Source organism: Cupriavidus sp. AU9028, assembly GCF_019795295.1.
Classification (GTDB): domain Bacteria; phylum Pseudomonadota; class Gammaproteobacteria; order Burkholderiales; family Burkholderiaceae; genus Cupriavidus.
Genome location: NZ_JAIMCG010000020.1, coordinates 17,767 through 40,952, shown reverse-complemented (window position 1 = coordinate 40,952; position 23,186 = coordinate 17,767). Strand labels below are relative to the sequence as shown.

18 protein-coding genes are annotated in these 23,186 nt (G+C 70.0%); 3 read left to right on the top strand and 15 right to left on the bottom strand.

All coding sequences use genetic code 11. From position 1 onward, the window contains the following. Positions 1 to 153 precede the first annotated feature (153 nt). Complete coding sequence (locus K6V06_RS18565; protein WP_222245602.1) at positions 154 to 1,119, top strand: DUF808 domain-containing protein; 966 nt, start codon at positions 154 to 156, stop codon at positions 1,117 to 1,119. 27 nt (positions 1,120 to 1,146) lie between these two features. On the opposite strand, the gene K6V06_RS18560 is transcribed toward K6V06_RS18565, so the two are convergent. The 3 genes from K6V06_RS18560 to K6V06_RS18550 form a co-directional block, all read right to left on the bottom strand. Then, positions 1,147 to 1,782, bottom strand: coding sequence for a DNA-3-methyladenine glycosylase I (locus K6V06_RS18560; RefSeq protein WP_222245601.1), 636 nt, complete (start codon positions 1,780 to 1,782; stop codon positions 1,147 to 1,149). Positions 1,783 to 1,874: 92 nt separating this feature from the next. Then, the gene (locus K6V06_RS18555) at positions 1,875 to 3,032 is read right to left on the bottom strand and encodes an MFS transporter (protein ID WP_222245600.1); all 1,158 of its coding nucleotides are present in this window, start codon (positions 3,030 to 3,032) and stop codon (positions 1,875 to 1,877) included. Positions 3,033 to 3,201: 169 nt separating this feature from the next. Continuing rightward, positions 3,202 to 4,473 (bottom strand): MFS transporter, encoded by a 1,272-nt coding sequence (locus tag K6V06_RS18550; protein WP_222245599.1) that lies wholly within the window; start codon positions 4,471 to 4,473, stop codon positions 3,202 to 3,204. Positions 4,474 to 4,725: 252 nt separating this feature from the next. On the opposite strand from K6V06_RS18550, the gene K6V06_RS18545 reads away from it, so the two are divergent. Beyond that, on the top strand, positions 4,726 to 5,358 hold the full coding sequence (locus tag K6V06_RS18545) for an HD domain-containing protein (RefSeq protein ID WP_255581953.1): 633 nt from the start codon (positions 4,726 to 4,728) through the stop codon (positions 5,356 to 5,358). Between the two features lie 190 nt (positions 5,359 to 5,548). Here K6V06_RS18545 and K6V06_RS18540 read toward each other — a convergent pair whose 3' ends face one another. Then, positions 5,549 to 9,142 carry an indolepyruvate ferredoxin oxidoreductase family protein gene (locus K6V06_RS18540; RefSeq protein ID WP_222245598.1) on the bottom strand — a complete coding sequence of 1,198 codons (3,594 nt, stop codon included), beginning with the start codon at positions 9,140 to 9,142 and terminating at the stop codon, positions 5,549 to 5,551. Positions 9,143 to 9,521: 379 nt separating this feature from the next. Here K6V06_RS18540 and K6V06_RS18535 point away from each other — a divergent pair, with 379 nt between their 5' ends. Further along, entirely contained in the window at positions 9,522 to 10,928 is a 1,407-nt protein-coding gene (locus tag K6V06_RS18535) for an NYN domain-containing protein (RefSeq protein ID WP_222245597.1), read from the top strand. A 45-nt stretch (positions 10,929 to 10,973) separates the two neighbouring features. Here the strand turns inward: K6V06_RS18535 and gspF are convergent, their stop codons facing one another. From gspF to gspG, 11 genes are all read right to left on the bottom strand, one after another. Then, positions 10,974 to 12,194 (bottom strand): type II secretion system inner membrane protein GspF, encoded by a 1,221-nt coding sequence (gspF, locus tag K6V06_RS18530; protein WP_222245596.1) that lies wholly within the window; start codon positions 12,192 to 12,194, stop codon positions 10,974 to 10,976. A 13-nt stretch (positions 12,195 to 12,207) separates the two neighbouring features. Beyond that, entirely contained in the window at positions 12,208 to 13,830 is a 1,623-nt protein-coding gene (gspE, locus tag K6V06_RS18525; protein ID WP_255581952.1) for a type II secretion system ATPase GspE, read from the bottom strand. 80 nt (positions 13,831 to 13,910) lie between these two features. Further along, complete coding sequence (gspD, locus tag K6V06_RS18520) at positions 13,911 to 16,403, bottom strand: type II secretion system secretin GspD (RefSeq protein WP_222245595.1); 2,493 nt, start codon at positions 16,401 to 16,403, stop codon at positions 13,911 to 13,913. A gap of 38 nt (positions 16,404 to 16,441) precedes the next feature. Beyond that, positions 16,442 to 17,260, bottom strand: a complete 819-nt coding sequence (locus tag K6V06_RS18515) for a type II secretion system protein N (protein ID WP_222245644.1) — start codon at positions 17,258 to 17,260, stop codon at positions 16,442 to 16,444. A 5-nt stretch (positions 17,261 to 17,265) separates the two neighbouring features. After that, positions 17,266 to 17,943, bottom strand: coding sequence for a type II secretion system protein M (locus K6V06_RS18510; protein ID WP_255581951.1), 678 nt, complete (start codon positions 17,941 to 17,943; stop codon positions 17,266 to 17,268). 24 nt (positions 17,944 to 17,967) lie between these two features. Further along, positions 17,968 to 19,404, bottom strand: coding sequence for a type II secretion system protein GspL (gene gspL / locus K6V06_RS18505; protein WP_222245594.1), 1,437 nt, complete (start codon positions 19,402 to 19,404; stop codon positions 17,968 to 17,970). Between the two features lie 324 nt (positions 19,405 to 19,728). After that, positions 19,729 to 20,775, bottom strand: coding sequence for a type II secretion system minor pseudopilin GspK (gene gspK / locus K6V06_RS18500; protein ID WP_222245593.1), 1,047 nt, complete (start codon positions 20,773 to 20,775; stop codon positions 19,729 to 19,731). 8 nt (positions 20,776 to 20,783) lie between these two features. Continuing rightward, on the bottom strand, positions 20,784 to 21,470 hold the full coding sequence (locus K6V06_RS18495; protein ID WP_222245592.1) for a type II secretion system protein J: 687 nt from the start codon (positions 21,468 to 21,470) through the stop codon (positions 20,784 to 20,786). Beyond that, entirely contained in the window at positions 21,448 to 21,909 is a 462-nt protein-coding gene (gene gspI / locus K6V06_RS18490; RefSeq protein ID WP_222245642.1) for a type II secretion system minor pseudopilin GspI, read from the bottom strand. The genes K6V06_RS18495 and gspI overlap by 23 nt, the downstream gene beginning before the upstream one ends. Before the next feature lie 8 nt (positions 21,910 to 21,917). Beyond that, entirely contained in the window at positions 21,918 to 22,430 is a 513-nt protein-coding gene (locus K6V06_RS18485) for a GspH/FimT family pseudopilin (RefSeq protein ID WP_222245591.1), read from the bottom strand. Between the two features lie 81 nt (positions 22,431 to 22,511). Then, positions 22,512 to 23,015: a type II secretion system major pseudopilin GspG gene (gene gspG, locus K6V06_RS18480; protein WP_255581950.1), complete on the bottom strand. Its 504-nt coding sequence runs from the start codon at positions 23,013 to 23,015 to the stop codon at positions 22,512 to 22,514. Positions 23,016 to 23,186 lie beyond the last annotated feature (171 nt).

Sequence of the window (23,186 nt, the reverse complement as noted above, 5' to 3'; positions counted from 1 at the left end):
CAAAGACCGACAGGGCGGAAGGCCGTACCCGCCAAGCGCTATGGCAGTATCGTCGGATGCCATCTGAACAGGAGTCTTCGATGCTGCCGACGAACCGATCGTGTCGCGTCTGCCCGGCTCGTCCTTGCCGGGCATGGTCGGGGGAGGCGTGAGATGGCCGGAGCCAGCCTGCTAGCCCTGCTGGACGACATCTCGACCATCCTGGACGACGTCGCCACCATGAGCAAGGTGGCCGCCCGCAAGACCGCCGGCGTGCTGGGCGACGACCTCGCATTGAATGCGCAGCAGGTGACCGGCGTGAAGGCCAACCGCGAGCTGCCGGTGGTGTGGGCGGTCGGGCTGGGCTCGCTGCGCAACAAGGTGATCCTGGTACCGGCGGCGCTGCTGATCAGCGCGCTGGCGCCGTGGGCCATCACGCCGCTGCTGATGATCGGCGGCGCCTTTCTCTGTTTCGAGGGCTTCGAGAAGCTGGCGCACCGCTATATGCACCGCAGCGGCAAGCCGGTCGACAAGGAAGAACTGGAGCGCGAGCGCAAGCGCCTGTGCGAGGCCGCGCGGAACCCCTCGGTCGATCTGGTGGCGCTGGAAAAGGAGAAGATCAAGGGCGCGGTGCGTACCGACTTCATCCTGTCGGCCGAGATCGTCGTGATCTCGCTGGGCACCGTCGCCGACCAGCCCTTCGTTACCCGGCTGGCCGTGCTCACCGCCATTGCGCTGATCATGACGGTCGGCGTCTATGGGCTGGTGGCGGGGATCGTCAAGCTCGATGACGCGGGCCTGTACCTGAACCAGCGCGCCAGCGCCGCGATGCGGGCCCTGGGACGCGGCCTGCTGGCGCTGGCGCCGATGCTGATGAAGTTCCTGTCGGTGGCCGGCACCATCGCCATGTTCCTGGTCGGCGGCGGCATCCTGGTGCACGGCATCCCGTGGGCGCACCATCTGGAAGAGAGCGCCGAGCATGCGGTCACGCAGTTGCCCGCGGTCGGCCACTACCTGGGCTGGCTGGGGCCGCTGCTGATCAATATCGTCACTGGCGTGGTGGCGGGCGGTATCGTCGCTGCCGGGGTCTGGATCGTCGGCAGGATGCGCCGGGGCGGCAGCGAGGCGCCCTCGCATTGAAGGCCCCGGCGGGCGAGGGGCGGGGAACTAGCGCGGCACCACGAAGCTGGCGCGCTGGCGCAGCGCCGCCTCTCGCGCCCAGCAGTCTTCGGTGTGGTCGTTGACCAGGCCCATCGCCTGCATCATGGCGTACATGGTGGTGGGTCCGACGAAGCGCCAGCCGCGCTTTTTCAGGTCTCTCGATAGCGCCACCGCTTCGGGGGAGGTGGTCATCGCCCGCAACGCTTCCGGAGTCAGGCGCGCCGGGCGCGAGGCCGGGTCCGGTTCATGGCGCCACAGATAGGCGGCCAGTGAGGACTCGCTTTCGAGCAGTTCCAGGGCACGGCGGGCGTTGTTGATGGTCGCCTCGATCTTGCCGCGATGGCGCACGATGCCGGCATTGCCCAGCAGCCGCTCGATGTCGCGCTCGCCGAAGCGAGCGATGCGCTCGATGTCGAACCCGGCAAAGGCCTCGCGGAAGGCCTCGCGCTTGCGCAGGATCGTCAGCCAGCTCAGGCCCGACTGGAAGCCTTCCAGGCACAGCTTCTCGAACAGCCGGCGGTCGTCGGCCACCGGGAATCCCCACTCGTGGTCATGGTAGCGGCGGTAATCCTCCAGCGTGCCGCACCAGCTGCAGCGGGGCGCGTCGGGGCCGGGGTCGGGCAGGGCTTGCGTGGCGGTCATGGGCGGTCTCCTGGATAGCCGCCATGGTAGTGGCTCCAGGCGCCCCGGCAAAGGCCCGCATCCGAAAGCGAGGCGCGGCGCCAGTCCGCGCTTTACCGCCCGGACCGACCTGCCTGTTTTGGCCTGACCAGGCCGGCGGGTGCACCGATCCACGGCCGTACGGTCCGCACCCCCCACAGCGCGATCCAGCCCATGGTCAGCGCGACGATGCCCAGGCCGATGCGCAGCCCCGCCAGATGCGCGACGCCGCCGATCATCACCGGGCCGATCATCAACCCGACATAGGCGAAGCGGGCGACGCGAGCGATCGCTTCGGCCGGCGCCAGCCCGGGCAGCCGCGACGCCGCGACGAAGAAGATCGGCACCATATTGGCCGCGCCCAGTCCCATCAGTGCGAAACCGAGCAGCGTGGTCGCGGATGCCGGCCACAGCAATGCCAGCGCCATGCCGCCGAAGGCGATCCAGGCGCTCGCGGCCAGCGTGCCGGCGTCGCTGAAGCGCTCGCGCACGCGGTCGCCGGTGAAACGGCCGATCGCCATGCCCGCGGAGAACGCGGCATAGCCAAGGCTGACCAGGCCCGCCGGTGCGGCGACGATCTCGCGCATGTACACCGTGGACCAGTCGTACATCGCCCCTTCGCCAACCAGGCCCAGAAAGGCCAGCGCGCCCAGCAGCCAGAGCGCGCGCGCCGCGTGCGCGCGGTGACGGTCGGAAGACGGCGCCGGCGGATGGTCCGGCAGCAGCCAACGCAGCGCGACCCACGCCACCGTCGCGGTGATGGCAGCCATGCCGGCCGCGTGGGCGAAGGGCGGCACCTGCCACGCCAGCATCAGCCCGCCGATCCCGGCGCCGACCATGCCTCCCAGGCTGAACATGCCGTGCAGCGCCGACATGATGGGCCGGCTGCGCCCGGCCTCCACGGTGGCGGCCTGTGCGTTCATGGCGACGTCGAACACGGCATTGGTCATGCCGAAGGCGAGCAGCGCGGGCAGCAGCCAGCCGAAAGCAGGCATGGCCAGGATGGACGCGGTGGCCAGCGCGCAGGCGACGCCCCCGACCAGGCATGCGCGGGCGCTGCCCACCCTCGCGACCCAGCGGCCGACCGGTCCCATTGCCAGGATCGCGCCGCCGGCGACGACGAACATCGCCACCGACAGCGCGGCGTCGCTCAGCACGAAGCGGGCCTTGATGGTGGGGATGTGCACGCCCCAGGTGGCGAAGGTCGCGCCGTTGACAAAGAACAGCGCCATGGTGGCGCGTGCGGCGCGCTCTACCGCCGGTGCGGAAGGCGGCGGGACGGTACCGGGAGATGGACCGGCGCTGGGAGGAATCGGGGTATCGGACAAGATGCGTTCGCGATGGCAGGCCCCGCGATGGTGGCACGCAGGGGGCGGCCTTGCCATCGGCGCCGCGCTGACATCATGCGTGGCCCAGCATGCCGCGCCGGCGCAGTGCGTAGCCGAAGGAGACCAGCGCGCACAGGGCCAGCGCAACCATGGCCCACAGCATCAGCCAGTAGCCGCCGGCCGCGCGCCACAGCAGCGCGCCAAGCCAGGGGGCGATGGCCTGCATCAGCAGCACCGGCGTCATCATCAGGCCATTGAGGGTGGCGTAGTGATGGCGGGAGATCAGCTCCGGCATGGCCATCGCGCGCAGCATCGTATTGATGCCGTTGGCGCAGCCGTATAGCACCGCCGCGAGCATCAGCCACTTGCCGTAGCCGAGCGCCAGCGTCAGCAGGCCGACCGCCATCACGGCGTAGACCGGCACCGCAATGCGCACCGGTTGCCGGGCGGGCAGCCGCATGGTGGCCAGCCGGCCGAGCACCTGGGCGGGGCCGATCAGCGCGGCGACGATCAGTTGTTCGCCGACCGGCAGGCCCTTCTCGGTCAGCATCGGGATCAGGTGCGCACCCAGCAGCGAGGCGATCATCGCCAGCGCGGTGAAGGCGAGGCAGACGCACCAGAACACCGGCTCGCGCAGCGCCCGGGCGGCGACGCCGCGATTGCCGTCCTCGCGCGCGGGGGCCGCCGAGGCGGCGCTGGCGTCCTGCTGGATGCCCACCCGCAGCCGCGCATGCAGCGGTGCGCAGACGAACAGGTTCAGCGCGGCGAAGCCCACCAGCGTGGCACGCCAGCCGACATGGAGCACCAGCCATTGCGCCAGCGGAATGAAGATGGTGCTGGCAAAGCCGGCCAGCAGCGTGACGATGACGATGGACTTCTGGTATTGGTCGCCATACGCCTTGCGCAGCACGAGGAAGGCCGGCTCGTACAGCGTGGTGGCCATCGCCAGTCCGAGCGGAATCCACGTCAGCAGGAAGAAGGTCGGGCTGGGCGACCAGGCCCACAGCAACAGGCCGAGGCCGGCGAGCACCGAACCGGTCCCCATCACATAGCGCGCCTGCACGCGGTCCAGCAGCCATCCCACGGCGAACGAGCACAGCGCCCACACCAGCAGGCCGAGCGAATAGGCGCCGGCAAGGAATGGCTTGCCATACCCCAGCGTATCGCTCATGGGCTGCAGGAATACCGTGAAGGTGAAGTACAGCGTGCCCCAGGAGATGGTCTCGGTCAGACCCAGCATCCAGGCGAGCCGCAGCGAGCGCGGGGAAGGGGGCGTGCCAGGGCCGGCCGCGCCGCTGTCGGTGCGATGGCCTTGCTGCGTGGAGCGGGATGCGGAGGTGGTCATGGCTGGCGCCTGCCGATGGCGCGCTTGCCGCCGGTGCGTTGCCGGGGCGTGGAAGTTGGCTCGAATGGGCATTGTAGCGGCGCTTGCGCCGCTTTGGCGGAGGGCGAGCCGCGCGGTGGCGTCGGATCACGGACGGGACTGTCGGGCGTCCGACAGTGTCCGCCCCTGCTGGATGTCAGAATCGAATTGCCGCATTATTGAGTACAGACACGAGAACAGAGCGCGCACGCGCCGACCCCACCGGAGACGACCATGGCCAATCCCGCCAATCCCGCCAATCCCGCCTCGCATCCGCGGGCCCGCTTCAGCCACATGAAGGAGGGCACCCGCGAGGACTGGGCCGCCATCTCGGGCGAATTCATGCCGTACGCGGCGGCGCTGCCGGACCGCGTGCTGGCCCACCTGCGCCTGCTCGAAGGCGACTGCGGCGGCTTTCCGATCGACCGGCTGACGCACTGCCTGCAGACCGCCACGCTGGCGCACCGCGACGGGCGCGACGAGGAATACGTCGTCTGCGCGCTGCTGCACGACATCGGCGACACGCTGGGCAGCTACAACCATCCCGATATCGCCGCCGCCATCCTCAAGCCCTTCGTCAGCGCGGAGAACCTGTGGATGGTGGAGAAGCACGGCGTCTTCCAGGGCTACTACTTCTTCCATCACCTCGGCCTGGACCGCAACCTGCGCGAGCACTTCCGCGGCCAGCCCGAATTGTTCGAGCGCACCGCCGAATTCTGCGAGAAGTACGACGCCGCAGCCTTCATGACCGACTACGACAACCTGCCGCTGTCGTTCTTCGAGCCGATGGTCCGGCGCGTGCTGTCGCGGCCGAGGAATTCGATGTACGTGAAGAAGGGCGAGGATCAGCTGGCGCAGGCGGAGTAGGGCTGCCCGCTGCCCTCTCCCCGGCCCTCTCCCGCAAGCGGGAGAGGGAGAACACCGAGGGTTCGTGGATTTGCTCGCGTCTGCCGGCTGGCGGAAGGGGTAGAACACCAACGGTTCGCGGGTGTTGCTCCCCTCTCCCGCAAGCGGGAGAGGGGGAACACGACCGGCAGGGTTGCTCCCCAGTACGGCCTCAAGCCGCCCGCTGTCCCTGCGCCGGATCGCGGAACTGGGCCAGCAGTGTCTGCCAGCGCGCCCGGGCCGCCTTCAGGTTGTTCTCCTTGACGTGGCCGAAGCCCCGGATATCGTCCGGCAGGCTGGCGAGCGCCACCGCCGTCTGGTGGTTCTCCGCCTTCAACCCCGACACCAGTTCGTCCAGCAGCGCGCGATACTCGTCGATCAGCGCGCGTTCGGTGCGGCGTTCCTCGGTCTTGCCAAAGATGTCGAGCGGTCCGCCGCGCAGGCCCTTGAGCCGGGCCAGCATGCGGAACAGCGTCAGCGTCGACGGACCGAAGCGGCGCTTGACCAGGTGCCCCTTGTCGTTGCGCTTTGCCAGCAGCGGCGGCGCGAGCCAGAAGTTCAGCTGGTAATCGACGCCAGGTTCGCCCTCGAACTGGTTGCGCAGCTTCTCCAGGAAGACCGGGTCGGCGTATAGCCGGGCCACTTCGTACTCGTCCTTGTAGGCCATCAGCTTGGCCAGGTTGCGTGCCACGGCTTCGGTCAGCGGCAGCGGTTTGCCGCTGCCCAGCAATGCCGATTCGGCGGCGCGCACACGGTTGACGTCGTCGCGATAGCGCTGCGCATACGCGGCGTTCTGGTAAGCGGTCAGATGCTCGGCCCGCTGCGCGATCAGCTTTTCCAGCAGCGCGCCCGTCGAGGTGGGCAGCCGCACCACGTCGGCGCCCTCGGCGGTGTTCCGCAGCTCGCCGGTCAGCGCCAGCACCTGCTCGGGATCGTGCGCCATATGCCGGCCCCATTCGAACGCGGCCTTGTTCTTGTCGACCGACACGCCATTGAGTTCGATCGCCCGCAGCATGGCGTCAAGCGACAGCGGCACCCAGCCCTTCTGCCAGGCATAGCCGAGCACCAGCGGGTTGGTGTAGATCGCGTCGCCCAGCAGCGTCACCGCCAGCGCGCTGGCGTTGATGAAGTCGCAGCCGTCACCGACCGCGTTGCGCACGTCCTGCTCCGCGGAGACACCGGGGAAGGTCCACTTCGGATTGCGGATGAACTCGGCCGTGGGCGTCTGCGCGGTATTGATGATCGCGCGGGTGCGGCCGGACTGCGCCTTCGACAGGACCTCGTCGGTGGCCGAGACGATTGCATCGCAGCCGATCACCAGGTCCGCTTCGCCCATGGCGATGCGGGTGGCATGAATGTCCTGTGGGCGCGCGGCGATCTGCACGTGCGACAGCACCGCGCCGCCCTTCTGCGCGAGCCCCGCCATGTCGAGCACCGTGACGCCTTTTTGCTCCAGATGCGCCGCCATGCCCAGCAGCCCGCCGATCGTCACCACGCCCGTGCCACCCACGCCGGTGACCAGCACGCCGTAGGGCCGCTCGAGCTGCGGCAGCGCCGGCATCGGCGGCGGCGGCAGGTTCTCCATCGACATGCCGTGCCGACCGGGTTTGCGTAGCTGCGCACCTTCGGCGGTGACAAAGCTCGGGCAGAAGCCGTTCAGGCAGGAGAAGTCCTTGTTGCAGGACGACTGGTTGATCTTGCGCTTGGTGCCCAGCTCCGTTTCCAGCGGCTCGACGGACAGGCAGTTGGACTTGACCGAACAGTCGCCGCAGCCCTCGCACACCGTGTCGTTGATGAAGACGCGCCGCGCCGGGTCGGGATAGGTGCCGCGCTTGCGGCGGCGCCGCTTCTCGGTGGCGCAGGTCTGGTCGTAGATCAGGATCGTGGTGCCGGGCACCTCGCGCAGTTCGCGCTGGATACGGTCCAGCTCGTCGCGGTGATGCACCTGCACGCCCTCGGGCAGACGAATCGCCGCGCTGTACTTGTCCGGCTCATCGGTGACGATGACGATCTGCTGCGCCCCCTCCGCGGCGACCTGGAAGGCGATGTCCTGCACCGACAGCTTGCCGTCCACCGGCTGCCCGCCGGTCATCGCCACCGCGTCGTTGTAGAGGATCTTGTAGGTGATATTGACGCCGGCGGCGATCGACGCGCGGATTGCCAGCAGGCCCGAGTGGAAGTAGGTGCCGTCGCCCAGGTTGGCGAACACATGCTTGTCGCCGGCGAAGGGCGCCTGCCCTACCCATGCGACGCCTTCTCCGCCCATCTGGCTGAAGGTGCTGGTATTGCGGTCCATCCAGACCGTCATGTAGTGGCAGCCGATGCCCGCCATCGCCCGCGAGCCTTCCGGCACGTTGGTCGAGGTGTTGTGCGGACAGCCCGAGCAGAACCAGGGCTTGCGTTCGGCGGCGACACGGGGCGTTGCCAGCGCGCGCTCCTTTGCTTCGATCACCGCGAGCCGGGCCGCGATGCGGCTGCGCACCTCGGCGGGAAGATCGAACTTCTCCAGCCGGGTGGCGATCGCCTTGGCGATGATCGCGGGCGACAGCTCGTAGTGCGCCGGCAGCAGCCAGCGGCTTTGCGGGATCGACCATTCGCCGCCCGCATTGTCCTTCTCGTCGAACTTGCCGTAGACCTTGGGCCGGACGTCGTCGCGCCAGTTGTACAGCTCTTCCTTGAGCGCGTACTCCATGATCTGGCGCTTTTCCTCGACCACCAGGATCTCCTGCAGCCCCTCGGCGAAGGCGCGCGCGCCCTGCGCTTCCAGCGGCCAGACGCAACCCACCTTGTACAGGCGGATGCCGATCTGCGCGCAGGTCTGCGGGTCCAGGCCGAGGTCGGACAGTGCCTGCCGGGTGTCCAGATACGCCTTGCCGGCGGTCATGATGCCAAAGCGCGCGTGGGGCGAATCGATCTCGATGCGGTCCAGCTGGTTGGCGCGCACATACGCGAGCGCGGCGTACCACTTGTAGTCCAGCAGCCGCGCCTCCTGCTCCAGCGGAGAGTCGGGCCAGCGGATATTGAGCCCGCCCGGCGGCAGGATGAAGTCCTCCGGCAGCGCGATGCGAACGCGGTCGGGATCGAGTTCGACCGAGGCGGACGACTCCACTACGTCGGTCACGCACTTCATCGCCACCCATAGGCCGGAGTAGCGGCTCATTGCCCAGCCGTGCAGCCCGTAGTCGAGGTACTCCTGCACATTGGACGGGAACAGCACCGGCAGCCCGCACGCCTTGAACATGTGCTCGGACTGGTGTGCAAGCGTGGAGGACTTGGCCGAATGGTCGTCGCCTGCCAGCACCAGCACGCCGCCATGCGGCGAGGAGCCGGCGGAGTTGGCGTGCTTGAGCACGTCGCCGCTGCGATCGACCCCGGGTCCCTTGCCGTACCACATGCCGAACACGCCGTCGAAGCGCGCGTCCGGGTACATGTTGACCTGCTGCGAGCCCCATACCGCGGTGGCGGCCAGGTCTTCGTTCAGGCCCGGCTGGAATACGATATTGTGGGAAGCGAGATGGCTCTTGGCCTTCCACAGCGCCTGGTCGAGCCCGCCCAGCGGCGAGCCGCGATAGCCCGAGATGAAGCCGGCGGTGTTCAGGCCGGCGGCGCGGTCGCGTGCCTGCTGCAGCATCGGCAGGCGAACCAGCGCCTGCGTGCCGCTGATGTAGATGCGGCCGCTTTCCAGCGTGTATTTGTCGTCGAGGGTAACGTTGGCGAGCGCGCGGCGGATGGCGTCGCTGACCGGAGCGGTCAGTGGGGCATTCATAGGTGCTCCTCTTTCGGGGCTGGTTGTCGGGATCACCGACACACTGCAGTTATGGGCAACCGCGACAGCCTCTTGTGAAGGCGGCCGAGGCTGTGTCTCTCTGAGCGGCATGGTAGCACCGGGCCCGACGGCGCGGCACCCTGCAGTGCAGCAACGCGGACTCCGCCCGTCCTCCACCAGACGAGGGTTTCATGCCGGCACGTGTACACTGCGAAACTTCAAGACGCGCGCACTGGCGCGGTTGTCGACCGGCTGTCACCTGTCTGCTGGCCGCCGCCGCTTGTTGCGCCGCAACCCGTGCGGGTTTACACCGCCGCCTTCGCAGTGAACCGTGCCGCCATCGCGGCCTATTCCCTGAACTCTGTCCGTCCGGAACAACATGAATACCCAATCTCGCCAGGGCACTGCCACCCTGGCCGTCCTGATCGACGCCGACAACGCGGCGCCGGCCATCATCGAAGGGCTGCTCGCCGAAGTGGCCAAGTATGGCGTCGCCGCCGTCAAGCGCATCTATGGCGACTGGACCAAGCCGAACCTGTCGGGCTGGAAGGATTGCCTGCTGTCGCACTCGATCCAGCCGATCCAGCAGTTCCGCTACACGGTCGGCAAGAACGCCACCGACAGCGCGATGATCATCGACGCGATGGACCTGCTGTACACCGGTCGCTTCGATGGCTTCTGCCTGGTGTCCAGCGACAGCGATTTCACCCGGCTCGCCTCGCGCATCCGCGAGCAGGGCCTGACCGTCTACGGGTTTGGCGAGCGCAAGACGCCCAAGCCCTTCGTGACCGCGTGCGACAAGTTCATCTATTCGGATGTGTTGCGCAGCGAGGCGGAAGCCGACGAAAGCAACGCGCCGGCGCGGCGCCGCAGTGGCGGCGAGCTGCGTCAGGATTCACGGCTGGTGCGCCTGCTGCAATCGGCGGCGCAGGCGGTTTCCGACGAGGAGGGCTGGACCACGCTGGGCAGCATGGGCACCCACATCGCCAAGCAGGCACCGGAGTTCGACTCGCGCAACTACGGCTACGGCAAGCTCAGCGAGCTGGTCACTGCGACCGGGCTGTTCGAGATCGAAACCCGCAACGGCGGCAACAACAAGACGATCTGGGCGCGCTTGAAGCGCCGTGCCCGGCAGGGCGAGGAGGCGCGCGGTCAGGAGCGCCAGCAGGACCAGCAGCAGGACCGGCAGCAGGATCGGCAGCAGGATCGCGACCGTCAGCAGGATCGGCAGGGCAGGGGCCGCGGCGCGGACCAGCCGTCGCAGCCGCAGCGCGTCCAGCCGAACCCCGTGCAGGAACCTCGTGGCGCGGAGACCGAGCCGGTCTTGCCCCAGGCCGAGGCGCAGCAACCGGTTGCTGCGGCAGCCCAGCCCGCGCCAGCCGAACCGCTGACGGCCGATGTGGAAGCGGTGATGGTCCCGGCCGAAGCCGCGCCCGAGGCGGCGCCCGCGGCGCAGGCGGAGGAACAGCCGGCCGCCCGCCAGTCCAGCCGCAACCGCCGCACGGCGCGGCGGCCCGACGTCAAGTTGAGCGACACCCCCTGGCCGATCGAGAGCAGCGTGCTGGCGCCGGCAGCAGTGGCAACCGAAGCTGCAACGGAAGCGGCAACCGAAGCTGCAACCGAAGCGGCGATGGAAACTGCAACACGCGCCCCCGCAGAGGCGGACAACCCGCAATCCACCGGCCCCTCCGGCGAGGCGCCGGCCGAGCCTGCCGCCGCCCCGGCGCGCAAGCGCCGCAGCACCGCCTCCCGCAAGCGGGCGGCCAAGCCAGCGGCCAGCGAGTAACGCCGGCGCCGGCGCTGCCGTGCCCCGTCAGGGGGCGCGGCAGCCCTATCGCACCAGCTGGTTGATCTCGATGATCGGCATCAGCACCGCCAGCACGATCAGCAGCACCACCACGCCCATCGTCAGGATCAGCAGCGGCTCCAGCAGGCTGGTCAGGAACATGGTGCGGCGCTCCAGTTCCTGACCCTCGCCCTGCGCGGCGCGCTCCAGCATCACCGGCAGATTGCCGGTCGCCTCGCCCGAGCGGATCAGGTGCACCAGTACCGGCGGGAACTGGTTCTGTGCCGCCAACGCCCGCGCCAGCGACGCGCCCTCGCGTACCCGCGTGGTGGCGTCGTCGACGTTGGCGCGCAGCGCCTCGTTGCCCAGCGTCTCGCCCGCCGCCTGCAGGCTGCGCAGGATCGGCACCCCGGCCGACACCAGGATGGCCAGGGTGCTGGCGAAGCGTGCCGTGTTGTAGCCGCGCACCAGCTTGCCGACCAGCGGTGCGGTCAGCAGCCAGCGATGCCATTCCAGCCGCACGTCGGGCTGCTTCAACAGCGCGCGGGCACCGAGCGCCAGCAGCGCGATCACGATCAGCGCCGCCCACCACCACTCCCGCACGAAATCGGACAGCGCCAGCATGATGATGGTCAGCGTCGGCAGCGCCTGCTTGGTGTTCTCGAACACGCTGACGACCTGCGGCACCACATACGACAGCAGGAAGATCACGATGGCGAAAGCCACCACGGTGACGATCGCCGGATAGGTGAAGGCCAGCCGGATCTTCGACGTCAGCGTGTTGCGCGTCTCGATATAGGTGGCCAGCCGCTCCAGCACCACGCCCAGATGCCCGGACTGCTCGCCGGCCGACACCAGTGCGCGGTAGATCTCGGGAAAATCGCGCGGATGCTGCAGCAGCGCGACCGACAGCGAACTGCCGCCCATCACCTCCGCCCGTACCGACGCGAGCAGCTCGTGCACATGGGCGCGCTCGGCCTGGTCGGCGAGCGCGCCCAGCGCTTCGTCCAGCGGCAGGCCGGCGACGATCAGGCTGGCAAGCTGCCGGGTGATCAGCGCGAGCTCCTGCGACGACAGGCGGCGGCCGAAGGCGCCGCCGCGGCCGCCGCGCGTCGCCTGGGCGGCGCTGCCGATGGCATCGACGATCAGCGGGGTCAGGCCGCGCGTGCGCAGCTGCGCACGGGCCTGCTTGGGACTATCGGCGTCGATGACGCCGCGGTCGGTCTTGCCGGCGGCATCGACGGCTTCGTAGCGATAGGCTGGCATGGCGTCGCTGGGGTCAGTCGCGGGTCACGCGCAGCACCTCTTCCAGCGAGGTGGAGCCGGCATCGATCCAGCGCTGGGCATCCGCGCGCATGGTATGCATGCCGTTCTTCAGCGCGACCTGCTTGATCTCGGATTCCGGCGCCTGCCGGTGGATCATGGTGCGGATCTGGTCGTCGACCACCAGCAGTTCGTAGACGCCCATCCGTCCCTGATAGCCGGACATGCCGCAGCGGTCGCAGCCGACCGGATGCCAGACGCGCTGCTGCAGCGGCCGGCCTTCCTCGGCGTGGACCTCGCCGTCGGCCACCGGCGCGGCCAGGATCTCCTCTCGCTTGCAGTGCGGACACAGCCGCCGCACCAGCCGCTGCGCCAGCACGCCGAGCAGCGACGAGGACAGCAGGAAGGGCTCGATGCCCATGTCGACCAGGCGGGTGACCGCCGACGCGGAATCGTTGGTGTGCAGCGTGGCGAGCACCAGGTGGCCCGTCAGCGAGGCCTGCACCGCGATCTGCGCGGTCTCGAGGTCGCGGATTTCGCCGATCATCACCACGTCGGGATCCTGGCGCAGGATCGCGCGCAGCGCCTTGGCAAACGTCATGTCGATGCGCGCGTTGACCTGGGTCTGGCCGATGCCGTCCAGATCGTATTCGATCGGATCCTCGACCGTCATGATGTTGGTGGTGCGCGCATCGAGCCGCGACAGCGCGGCATACAGCGTGGTGGTCTTGCCGGAACCGGTCGGGCCGGTGACCAGCACGATGCCGTGCGGTTGCCGTACCAGCGTGTCGAACGACTGCAGCGTGCCGCTTGCCATGCCGAGCTTGGCAAGATCGAGACGGCCGGCCTCCTTGTCCAGCAGACGCAGCACCGCGCGCTCGCCATGCCCGGTGGGCAGCGTGGAGACGCGCACGTCCACCGGGCGGCCGCCCACGCGCAGCGTGATGCGGCCATCCTGCGGCAGCCGCTTCTCGGCGATATCCAGCTGCGCCATGATCTTGATGCGGGAGATCAGCGCGCCGTGCAGCGCCTTCTTGGGCCGCACCACGTCGCGCAGCGTGCCGTCGACGCGAAAGCGCACCACCGACGAGGACTCGAACGGCTCGATGTGGATATCGGAGGCGCCCTCGCGCGCCGCCTGGGTCAGCAGCGCGTTGATCATGCGGATGATCGGCGCGTCGTCCTCCGACTCGAGCAGGTCCTCGACGGCGGGGATGTCCTGCATCAGCCGCGACAGATCCACCTCGCCCTCGACCTCGCCGACGACCTGCGCGGCGGTGCCGTCCTGCCGGTTGTACGCATCCGACATCGCGCGCTCGAGCGCATCGGGCTCCAGCACCTTCAGCTTCAGCGTGCCGTGCACGCGGGCAATTTCAGCCAGCGCCGCCGGCGAAGTGGCACGGCAGACCCACACCTCGAGGCCGTCCGGCCGCTGATGGGCGACCAGCAGCTTCGCTTCCCGCGCAAAGCCGTAGGAGACCAGCCGCGCGGCCATCGGCGAGGGCGGCTCGACGGCCGCCTCAGCATCGGACTGCCCGGCCGGCCGCGGACCGGCAGGCGGCGCCGTGGAAAGGGCGCCGGCGCGATGGGCGTCGGCGGCATGAGCTTCGGCGGATGCCGTCATCGGTAGGCTGGCCATGTGAGTCCTGCTATGTCTCTCGCGATCCTGCCGCGATTGCCGGGCGGCGCCTCAGCACCATCCGGCACCCTCAGGCGCGCTCAGGCGCCCTCCATCGAGAAGCCGACGGGCGCGGCCGAGCCGCCTGAACCCGCACCGCGCTCGCCATTGCCCGACGGCGGTGCCAGCGCGGGGCTGCTGCTCAAGGGCACTGGCGCGGGCGCGGCCGGGACCGCTGGCGCCACGGGTCGGGTGCCGCCCGGCGCGGACTCGGGCGGCGGCAGGGTCTGGTCGATCGGCAACGGCCCCGGCACGGGACCATTGTTGCGCGGATTGACGAAGGGCGCGACCGGCGCGTCGGCCGGCGGCAGCACCGGCGTCTGCTGGTCGCGCATCATGATGTTCGGCGACACGAAGTTGGCCTGCTCGTCGCGGATGAAGCTGTAGCGGTCCTGGGTGATACGGTCCGTGGCGCCAGCCGTGCGCATCACGTAGGGGCGCAGGAACACCAGCAGGTTGGTCTTGCCACGCCGCTTGTTCTCGTAGCGGAACAGCCCGCCGATCAGCGGCAGGTCGCCCAGCCCCGGCACCTTCTGCACGCCGTCGCCGTAGTTGTCCTCCAGCAGTCCGCCCAGCACGATGATCTGGCCGTCGTTGACCAGCACATTGGTCTCGATCGAGCGCACGTTGGTGGTCGGACCCTGCTGCTGCGCAAGCGTGCCCTGCACCACCGACGAGGACTCCTGGTAGATCTGCAGCTTGACCAGCCCCCCATCGGTGATCTGCGGCTTCACCCGCAGCGTGATGCCCACGTCCTTGCGATCGTAGGTGTTGAACGGCTGCACCGTCGCGCTGCCGGTGGTCTGGGCGTACGAGCCGGTCGTGATCGGGATGTTCTGGCCGATCAGGATCTTCGCCTCTTCGTTCTCGAGCGTGATCAGGTTCGGCGTGGACAGCAGGTTGACGCTGCCCTGGGTGCCCAGCGCCCGCAGCAGCGCGCCCAGGCCCAGCGCGCGGTTGAACACGCCGACGTTCAGGCCGCCGATGTCCGGCACCAGCCCGGCCGCATCGCCGATCGCCCCGGTACCGTTTTCGGCGATGTTGGCGATCGCGCCGCTCAGGTTGATGATGTTCTGCCCGCCGGTGCCGAAGTTGGTGCCGGCAAAGATGTTGTTGTTGCCGCTGCCCGAGCTGAGCAGCCCCTGCCACTGGATGCCCAGTTCGGCAGCCTGCGTCGACGACACCTCGACGATCATCGATTCGATGTAGACCTGCGCCCGGCGCGCATCGAGGTCCTCGATCACGCCGCGCAGGTTGCGATAGACCGTCTCGCTGGCGGTGATGATCAGCGAGTTGGTAGATGGGTCGGCCTGGATGATGCCGCCGGTGGTCGGGATCTGGTTCGGTGCGAACGACGCCGAGAAGGCCGACGAGCCGTTGCCCGAGCCGAAGCCCGAGCCCGATCCGGAGCGGCCGCCATAGCCGCCAACTGGAGCGGTGGTGCCGCCGGCGAGTTGCGTGCCGGAGGTTGCCGCCACGTTCTGCATGTTGGTCATGCCGCCGACGCCGGGCGTGCCGCCCGCCTGGCCTTGCGGGTTGACGCCGAACGAGGCGTCGGCCGCGACGATGGCGCGCAGCGTCGGCGCGAGCTTGACCGCGTCCGCGTTCTTCAGCGGCACGACCCAGATATTGCCCGGCCGTGCATTGGGCTGGTCCAGCTTCTCGATCAGTTGGCGCACCTGCTGCATCCGCGCCCGGCTGCTGGCGCGCACCATCAGCGAGTTGCTGCGCGGCTCAGCCGCGACGGTGGTGCGCAGGCTGGCGTCGCCGCCGCCGCCGGCCGTCGGCGCCGCACCCGGCGCGCCCGACGCGCCCGGTTCCAGCAGCCGCTGCAGCACCAGCGCAGTGTCGCTGGCGATTGCATGCTGCAGGGGGATCAGCTCGATTTCGCCCGAGGCCGGCGCATCGATCGCGGCGATGATGCGGGCGATGCGGCGCAGGTTGTCGGCGTAGTCGGTAATCACCAGCGTGTTGTTGCCGGGATAGGCGGTGATCGTATTGTTCGGCGCGATCATCGGGCGCAGCACCGGCACCAGCGCGTTGGCCGACTCGTAGTTCAGGCGGAATACCTGCGTGACGATCTGCCCGCCGCGGCTGGCGCCCGCGCCGATGACGGTGGGCGAGCCCTGCAGCTTGGCGTCGGCTTCCGGCACCACCTTGGTGAAGCCGTCCGATTCCACCATCGCATAGCCCTGCATCCGCAGCACGGAACCGAGCGTCTCCAGCGCCTGCGCGCGCGACACCGGGGCTTCGGTCACCAGGTTGACGGTGCCTTTCACGCGCGGGTCGATCACGAAATTCTTGCCGGTGGCCTGCCCGACCGCCTTGATGACCGCGTCCAGATCCGCGTTGACGAAATTCAGCACCACCTGGTCGCGGTTGCGGGGCGTGATGTCGGGGGGTGCGGATGGGGTGCCCGCACCGCGCGCCTGGGCCCACAGCGGGGCGGGTGCGAGCAGCGACGCGGCGCACAGCAGCGCGACGGCGCGCGCGGCGGCGGATGGCAGCATGGGGCGATGATCAGAGTTCTTCATAAATTTTCAGGGGCGGCGGACTGGCGCATGAGAGCGCTTCAGAACCGCAGCCTTGTCACGTTGTCCTCACGTCGTCCGAGCAGGCTCAGCAATGCCGCCAGCTGCGTTTCGGCCTCGGGCGCCGCCCGCGCCGTTCCCTCGAAGCGGCCGCGTGCGCCGAGCTGGCCGCGGCCTTCGAGAAACAGCGGCCCCGCCACGGTGGACAGGCGCAGCGCACCGGCGCGGCCGTTCCAGTCGATTTCGGCGCGGTAGCTGCCCAGTGGCCGCAGGCGGCTGACGGCAGATGATACTTGGTCGAGCCGGACGGTCAGATGGCCGTACAGCCCGGCGGGCCGGCCCGGGGCATCGCGAAAGGCGCCCTGCAACGCGGTCCAGTCCAGCCGCATCGCCCCGTCCGGTCGTAGCGTGTTGAACGGCGCGCCGACGCCTTCGAGCAGCGCAGCGGGCAGCCGCATGGCGCCGGCCTGCGCCTGCCAGCCCGCCGGTGTGATCGCGATCGCGACCGGGGCCGGCATGGCTTCGTCATGGCTGACCGTCATCCGCAGCGTGCCGGCGAGCAGCGGCCAGAACGACACGGACCACTGCAGGCGGCCCGGCAACACGGTGGCGGTCTGGCTGCCGGCGCCGGCCGACAGCGCCAGCGTGGCACTGCCCAGCCACAGCGTGCCCGCGGCGTCGGCCAGCACCACCCGCCCCTCCGTGCGGGCCGCGACCGTACGCGCCACCCAGGCGGCGGGCAGTGCGGCAACCAGCGTAACGAGCACGGCCAGCAGGGCAAGCAGCAGCCAGCGCCATGGCCGGCGCTGGGGCGTCAGCGCACGGCTGCGCGGCAGCCGCAGGGACTCCAGTCTTGGCAGTGCCATCAGCGCGCGCCCGAGGGCGAACCGCCCGGTCCCTGCAGCGTGGCGGTGACATCGACGATGGCGGTCGCGCCCACGTAGACGATCCGGGCATCGGCCACCTTGAACCGCTGTTGCTGCCGCACGTCCTGCAGCCAGCCTGCAACCGCGCCGAACGGCGCCTTCTCCAGCTGGACCTGGATGGTGTTGTCCCCCGTCGCCGCCAGCCGCGTGGGCGACAGGCCATGACGGCCCAGCCCCGCACGCAGCGCCTCGATCAGGGCTTCCCCGCGCAGCGAGGGCGCCGGGCTCGCCGCCAGACCACGCGCTTCCTGCGACAGGGTTTCCATCTCGGCCAGCTGGGCACGCAATTGCGGCAGGCTGCGCTCCAGCTGGGCGCGGCCTTCGGCGGCCGGTTCCCATAGCAGGGTATAGCCGAGCACCAGCACCATCACCACGCCGCCGCCGCCGAGCAGCGCCTGCTCGCGCGGATTGCGGGCCGACCAGAACGCGATGGCGCGCTCGCGCCAGGCGGCCGGGATGCGCGGGCGCAGCGCGTCGAGCCGGGTCAGCAGGGCGCCGTCGCGTGCGCGCTTGCGCGCGCCCGCGGTTGCCGCCGTGGCCGGCGCGGCGTGCGTCGATGCCGTGGCGGAGGGTCGCATGGCGGAGGGGCTGGCCCGGTCGGAGAGACGTTCAGTCATGGTGGGAAACGATAAGGCGGACCATCACAGCGCGGGCCGGATGATCCAGCGCGATCCGGTCGGCAGGGCCACACCGCCCGGCGGCGCCCCGGCCGCGGCACGGCCGCCATCCTGCGGTCCCCGGTCTTCCTCCATGGAGAGGCCGGCCTGCCGGGCGGCACTGCGCAGGCCGGCGAGGTCGGTGCCGCTCTTGAAGACGGCATGCAGCGCGCGTCCACGATATTCGAGGGCCAGCAGCGCGTCGGGCGGCAGATTCCGCCCGGCTTGCGCCAGCTTGTCCGCCAGCGGCAGGAAGTCGTCCGGCGTACTGCGGCCGCTGGCCAGCCGCAACTGATCCAGCTGGCGGCGCATCTGCAGCGCGGGATCGACGATCACCGGCGTATTGGGAAAGGCGGCACGAAACAGCTGGACCTGGGCGTCCTGCAACCGGGCCTGCTCCTGGCGCAGCATCAGCCAGTGCACGTTCATGCCGACCATCTGCACGATCAGCAGGCCTGCGGCGAGCGCCAGCGGCAGCCGCCACGCACGCAACTGCCAGCGGTCGGCGCGGCCCTGCGCGAATTCGAACTGGGCCAGATCGAGCGAGCGGTCCTGCAGACAGGCGAGCGCTCCGGCAATCCAGGTTTGCCAGTCCAGCGGCCGCGTCCGCGGCGCTTCACCGGTCAGCACGGGCAGCGATGCCGCGGCGCCGTCGCCGTACCAGACGCCAGCGGGCGCCAGCGCGCTCCAGGCGGGCAGGGCGTCGTCGCCCAGCAGCAGCCCATAGCCCGACAGCGCTTCGGCGCGCACCGTGAGCTGCCACACCCGCGAGGACTGCGCTTGCCCGCGCTCGCCGGCGTCATCGGCTGGCGTGCCCCCCTCGAGCAGGCTGGCGGCATCGGCCAGCGCGCTCGCGGCCGCTTCCAGCGCCAGCGTGGCGACCGGCGTGCCGTCTTCGGCGACGGGCATCAGCGGCAGGCAGAACTGCGCCGGCAGCAGGTGGCGGCGGCGATGCGGGTGCGCGGCGAACGCGTCGAGCACCGCGCGCAGCCAGGCGCGTTCGGCGATCATCAGCAGGCGGCGGCGCGGACCCCGTACCGCTGCGGCAGCGCCAGTGGCATCGGCCGCGGGAATTTCCGGACCGACGGCGATATGCGCGGCCTGGGCGTCGCCGGCCAGCGCGTCTTCGACCAGGTTCGGAAGCGCCAGCCGCAGCCGGTTGGGGGCGAGTGGCGGCACCATGGCGCTGGTCGCCAGCACATCGGTCGCCGCCACGATCAGCACCAGGCGGTCTGCCGCCGGCAGGTCGGCAACCTCGGCGCGGCCGTCGCGAAGCAGATGCGGCGCGGGCGCCGACGCGTCGCGGCGGCCTCGCACCGTGACGGGATCGCGCACCAGCGCAAAGGGCATGGCGCCCAGCCGCCAGGGTTGCGGCTGGTCGTGGGGCCGGTGCGGCAGGCGGACAAACAGGGTGGTGCTCAAGATGGTCTGGATGCTGCGGCGAAAAAGGGGCGGGCGAAGGCAGCCGTCGCCAGGCTTGCCGCCCGGATACGTGCTGCCATCGCGGTCCTGCCTGGCGGCGCCGGTGTTCTTGCCACGCGAAGACGTCGGGAAAGCGGACTGCATCCGCAACCGCAGGGACGGTTCCGGGGCGAGTGCCGGTCAATGCCTTTCCGCCAAGGCATCAGCATACCTTGCCTTTGTGGCGGATTCGCGTCAACCGTTCCAATACCCTGCCGTCGTTTGCCCGGCGCGAACCCGGTGGCGCCGATGTTGCCGATGCGGCCCCGCCGGTGCCCCCGGTGCTCAACGCATCTCGGGCAGCCGGTCGGCGTCCCGTACCCACACAATGCGCGTCGCCTCCGTGCTGCCGATCGCCGCGGCCCGGCGCACCAGCGAAACCTGCTGGCGCGCGGCGCGTTCATGGCGGATCAGCCCGTAGACCAGGAAATAGTGGCTGCGCACGTCCAGGGTGTCCCCGGCGGCGCTGCCTTCGGCGTCCGGTGCGATGGTGCGCAGCCGGGTCTGCATGTCGCCCAGGTTGTTGAAAAAGGCGCGGTCGCGTTGGCGGGCCAGCTCCCGTGCCCGGTCCAGCGGCAATTCGGGGATCACAGCGGCGAGCACCTCCGGCTCGGCGGTATTGACGTTGACCGCGGTGCGCTCGGGCAGGATCACGGCAAAGGCCTCCAGCAGCGGCAGCATCTGCGGCTCGTAGCCGGGCACCGCCAGCAGGTCCTGGATGCTGTCCGGCGGTCGGGGCGCATTGCCCGCGCCGGCATCATCGGCCCGCTCGGCATTGGCGAGATAGCGCGAGGTCGGCTCGGCAAGGGCGGGATTCAGTCCCAGCACCCGCAGCAGCCGGCCATAGCTTTGCACCGCCTCGGGGTCCGGTGCCACCACGCGCCGGCCTTCCGCACCGACGCTGGTGCGCACCAGGTTGCGCAGGTTGAAGCGGGCCTGGGCATCGAGGATGCGGCCGGACAGGAAGGACGTCTCGCCCGCGCGGTCGGTGCGCAGCGAGGCGCCGAGGAAATCGGACAGACGGGTTTCGGCCACCGGCACCGCCCAGGGCTCGCCCAGGTGATCGACGCTGGAGCGGCGCAGGTCGTCCCGCAGGATCAGCCGCCCCCAGTCCACCGCCGCGCGCTGGATCCAGGTGGCCTGCGCCATCAGCCGCTGGTTCTCCACCGACCGGATCTGCACCTGCTGGCGCCATAGCAGGCCCGACACCACGACGACCGCCAGTGTCACCACCAGCAGGGCGGTGACGACCGCCGCCCCGCGCGGGCGGCGCCGGGACGCCCCCCGCGCAGGGCGCCGGGGCGCGGGGAAGCGGTGTATCGATTCCCGCATCGATGTCCTCATCGCCCGGTCATGCACAGTTTCTCGAAGCGCCGTGGCGCGTCGCCATCGCCCATGCGGGCGGCCACGACCAGTTCCAGCCCGCGTACCGTCGCAGGCGCCGCGCCGATGGGAGCACTGGCGGCGGCAGCGGCGCTGCCCAGCCGCAGCGCGGCGCGCACGGCGCCGTTGTCGATCAGCCAGCCGCCCGGCTCCACCCAGGCCCGAGAGGACAAGCCGTCCGCGCCGCCCAGCAGCGGCCGCACCATCAGGCCGGCCGTGCCATTGCCCGATGCCTGCCGCAGCGCGATCAGCGCCGACTGCACGGAGGCCCGATCGTACAGCGGCGCGGTGGCGGCGCGCACCACCGTGCCGCCCTCGACCCGGTAGGCCACCACCTGCCAGGCGCCCGGCCTGCCTTCCTCGCGCCGGTCCCGCACCAGCAGCAGTTGCCCGGTGCCCACCTCCACGGGCGCCGACTGCAATGCGTCCGGGTCGGCCAGTTGCTCGCAGTCGGTCTGGAACTGACCGTACAGCAGCTTGAGGGAATCGAGCCGGCTGTCGTGGTCGATCAGCCGTTCGCGGCCGCGCGTCATCGCATCCAGCCCCTGCCAGGCAATGACGGCCATCACCGCCAGCAGCGTGATCGCCACCAGCATTTCGATCAGCGTGAAGCCGCGCGGCTCAGAGCAGGTTGCGCGTTTCATTGGGAACCACCGTCACCAGCCAGGCCAGCCGCACGGAGCGGTCCGTGGCCGAGGGATAGACTGCGATCTCGACCCGCCGAAAGGCCGGATTCGGGGTCGGCGAGACGCTTTGCTCGCAGTAGAAGACGATGCCGCCCTGCGCACAGGGCACGCCGCGCGTGCCCGGGTCCGGCCACTGCCTGGCCAGCCGCAACTGCACGAGCAGATTGTCGGCGGTCCATCCAGCCAGCATCCGCTGCTGCAAGGCGCTCCCGGTCTCGATCATGGCGCCCATCGCCCGCATGGCCGCGGTCAGCGCCACGGCCAGGATCGTCAGCGCGACCAGCACCTCGATCAGGGTGAAGCCGCCCGGGCGTCCCGACCGGCGGGACCGACGCGGCCGGCGCGGCTGCCGCGCCGCCGCAGTAAGGCGGTCCGAAAGGGGAGGGGAGGAGAACAAGGCCACGGTCAGCGCGCCACGGCGAAATAGCGGCCGGCGCCATCGCCTTCGACCGCGACACGGATATTGCCGCGTACCAGCAGCAGCTGCCGCGGCGCGTCGATCCATTCGCGGCCGAAGACCAGGCGCGCCATCGGCCCGGCTTCCGCGGCCCCCGCTGTCACCGCCACCTGATCCAGCGGCAGGCTCCAGCGGTCGGGGGCGAAGACGTCGTCGCGGATCAGCGCCCAGCCATTCGGCGTCGCCTCCATGAAGCGCCAGCCCTGCGGGTCGGCTTCCCAGGCGATCGGACGGGCGCGCAGCTGGGCCTCCTCCTGCGCCAGTTCGAACAGGCGCGCCATCCGCTGGCCGTCATCGACCACCCGGCTGCGTTCGTTTGGCGTGGCGTTGATCGCCACCATGGAGACCACGATGCCAGCCAGCACCATGACCACCAGCAGTTCCAGCAGCGTGAAGCCGCGCGCCACGGCGCGGCGAGTGCAAGGAGGGGCTGTGCGGCGAGCCGGGCCGGAATGGATCATCGGTTGCAGCCGGATCGCCGCGTCATGCCTGCGCAGGGCCCGGCAAGGCCGGGCCCGCTACCGGTCAGCGGGCGTTGGCGTTCAGTCCCAGTTGCCGATATCGGCGTCATTGCCATTGCCGCCAGCCTGGCCGTCGGCGCCGAGGCTGAACACGTCGATCTCGCCGCGTACGCCCGGGTTCAGGTACTGGTACGGGTTGCCCCAGGGGTCGCGCGGCAGCTTTTCCAGATAGCCGCCACCCTTCCAGTTGTTCGGAATCGGCTCGGTGGTCGGGCGCGTCACCAGCGCCGCCAGGCCCTGTTCGGTGGTCGGGTAGCGGCTGTTGTCGAGCCGGTAGAGCTTGAGCGCCTGCATGATGGAAGAAATGTCCTGCCGGGCGGCGACGATGCGGGCCTCGTCGGGACGGCTCATGATCTTCGGCACGACCAGGGCGCCGAGCACGCCGAGGATCACGATCACTACCATGATCTCGATCAGCGTGAACCCGCGCTGGCGGCGGGCGCCACGGCGGCTGGAGGCCGCCGGAGTCGCGTGCTCGGTGGCGGCGCTATGCTGGGCAGGGCGAAGCTGGGTGTTTCGGTGCATCGATTCAGGCCTTATGGAGTTCGAATAGGGCTCGGAGTCACAGCGACGCGGCGAGCCTCTCGCCGGGCTGGGTGACTGAGCAGTATACCCGCGCGGTATGACGGATAGACGAACCGATCCGTTCGCAATGCGGCTCCCTGCGCCCGAAGGCGGCCGCCAGCAAGACAAGTG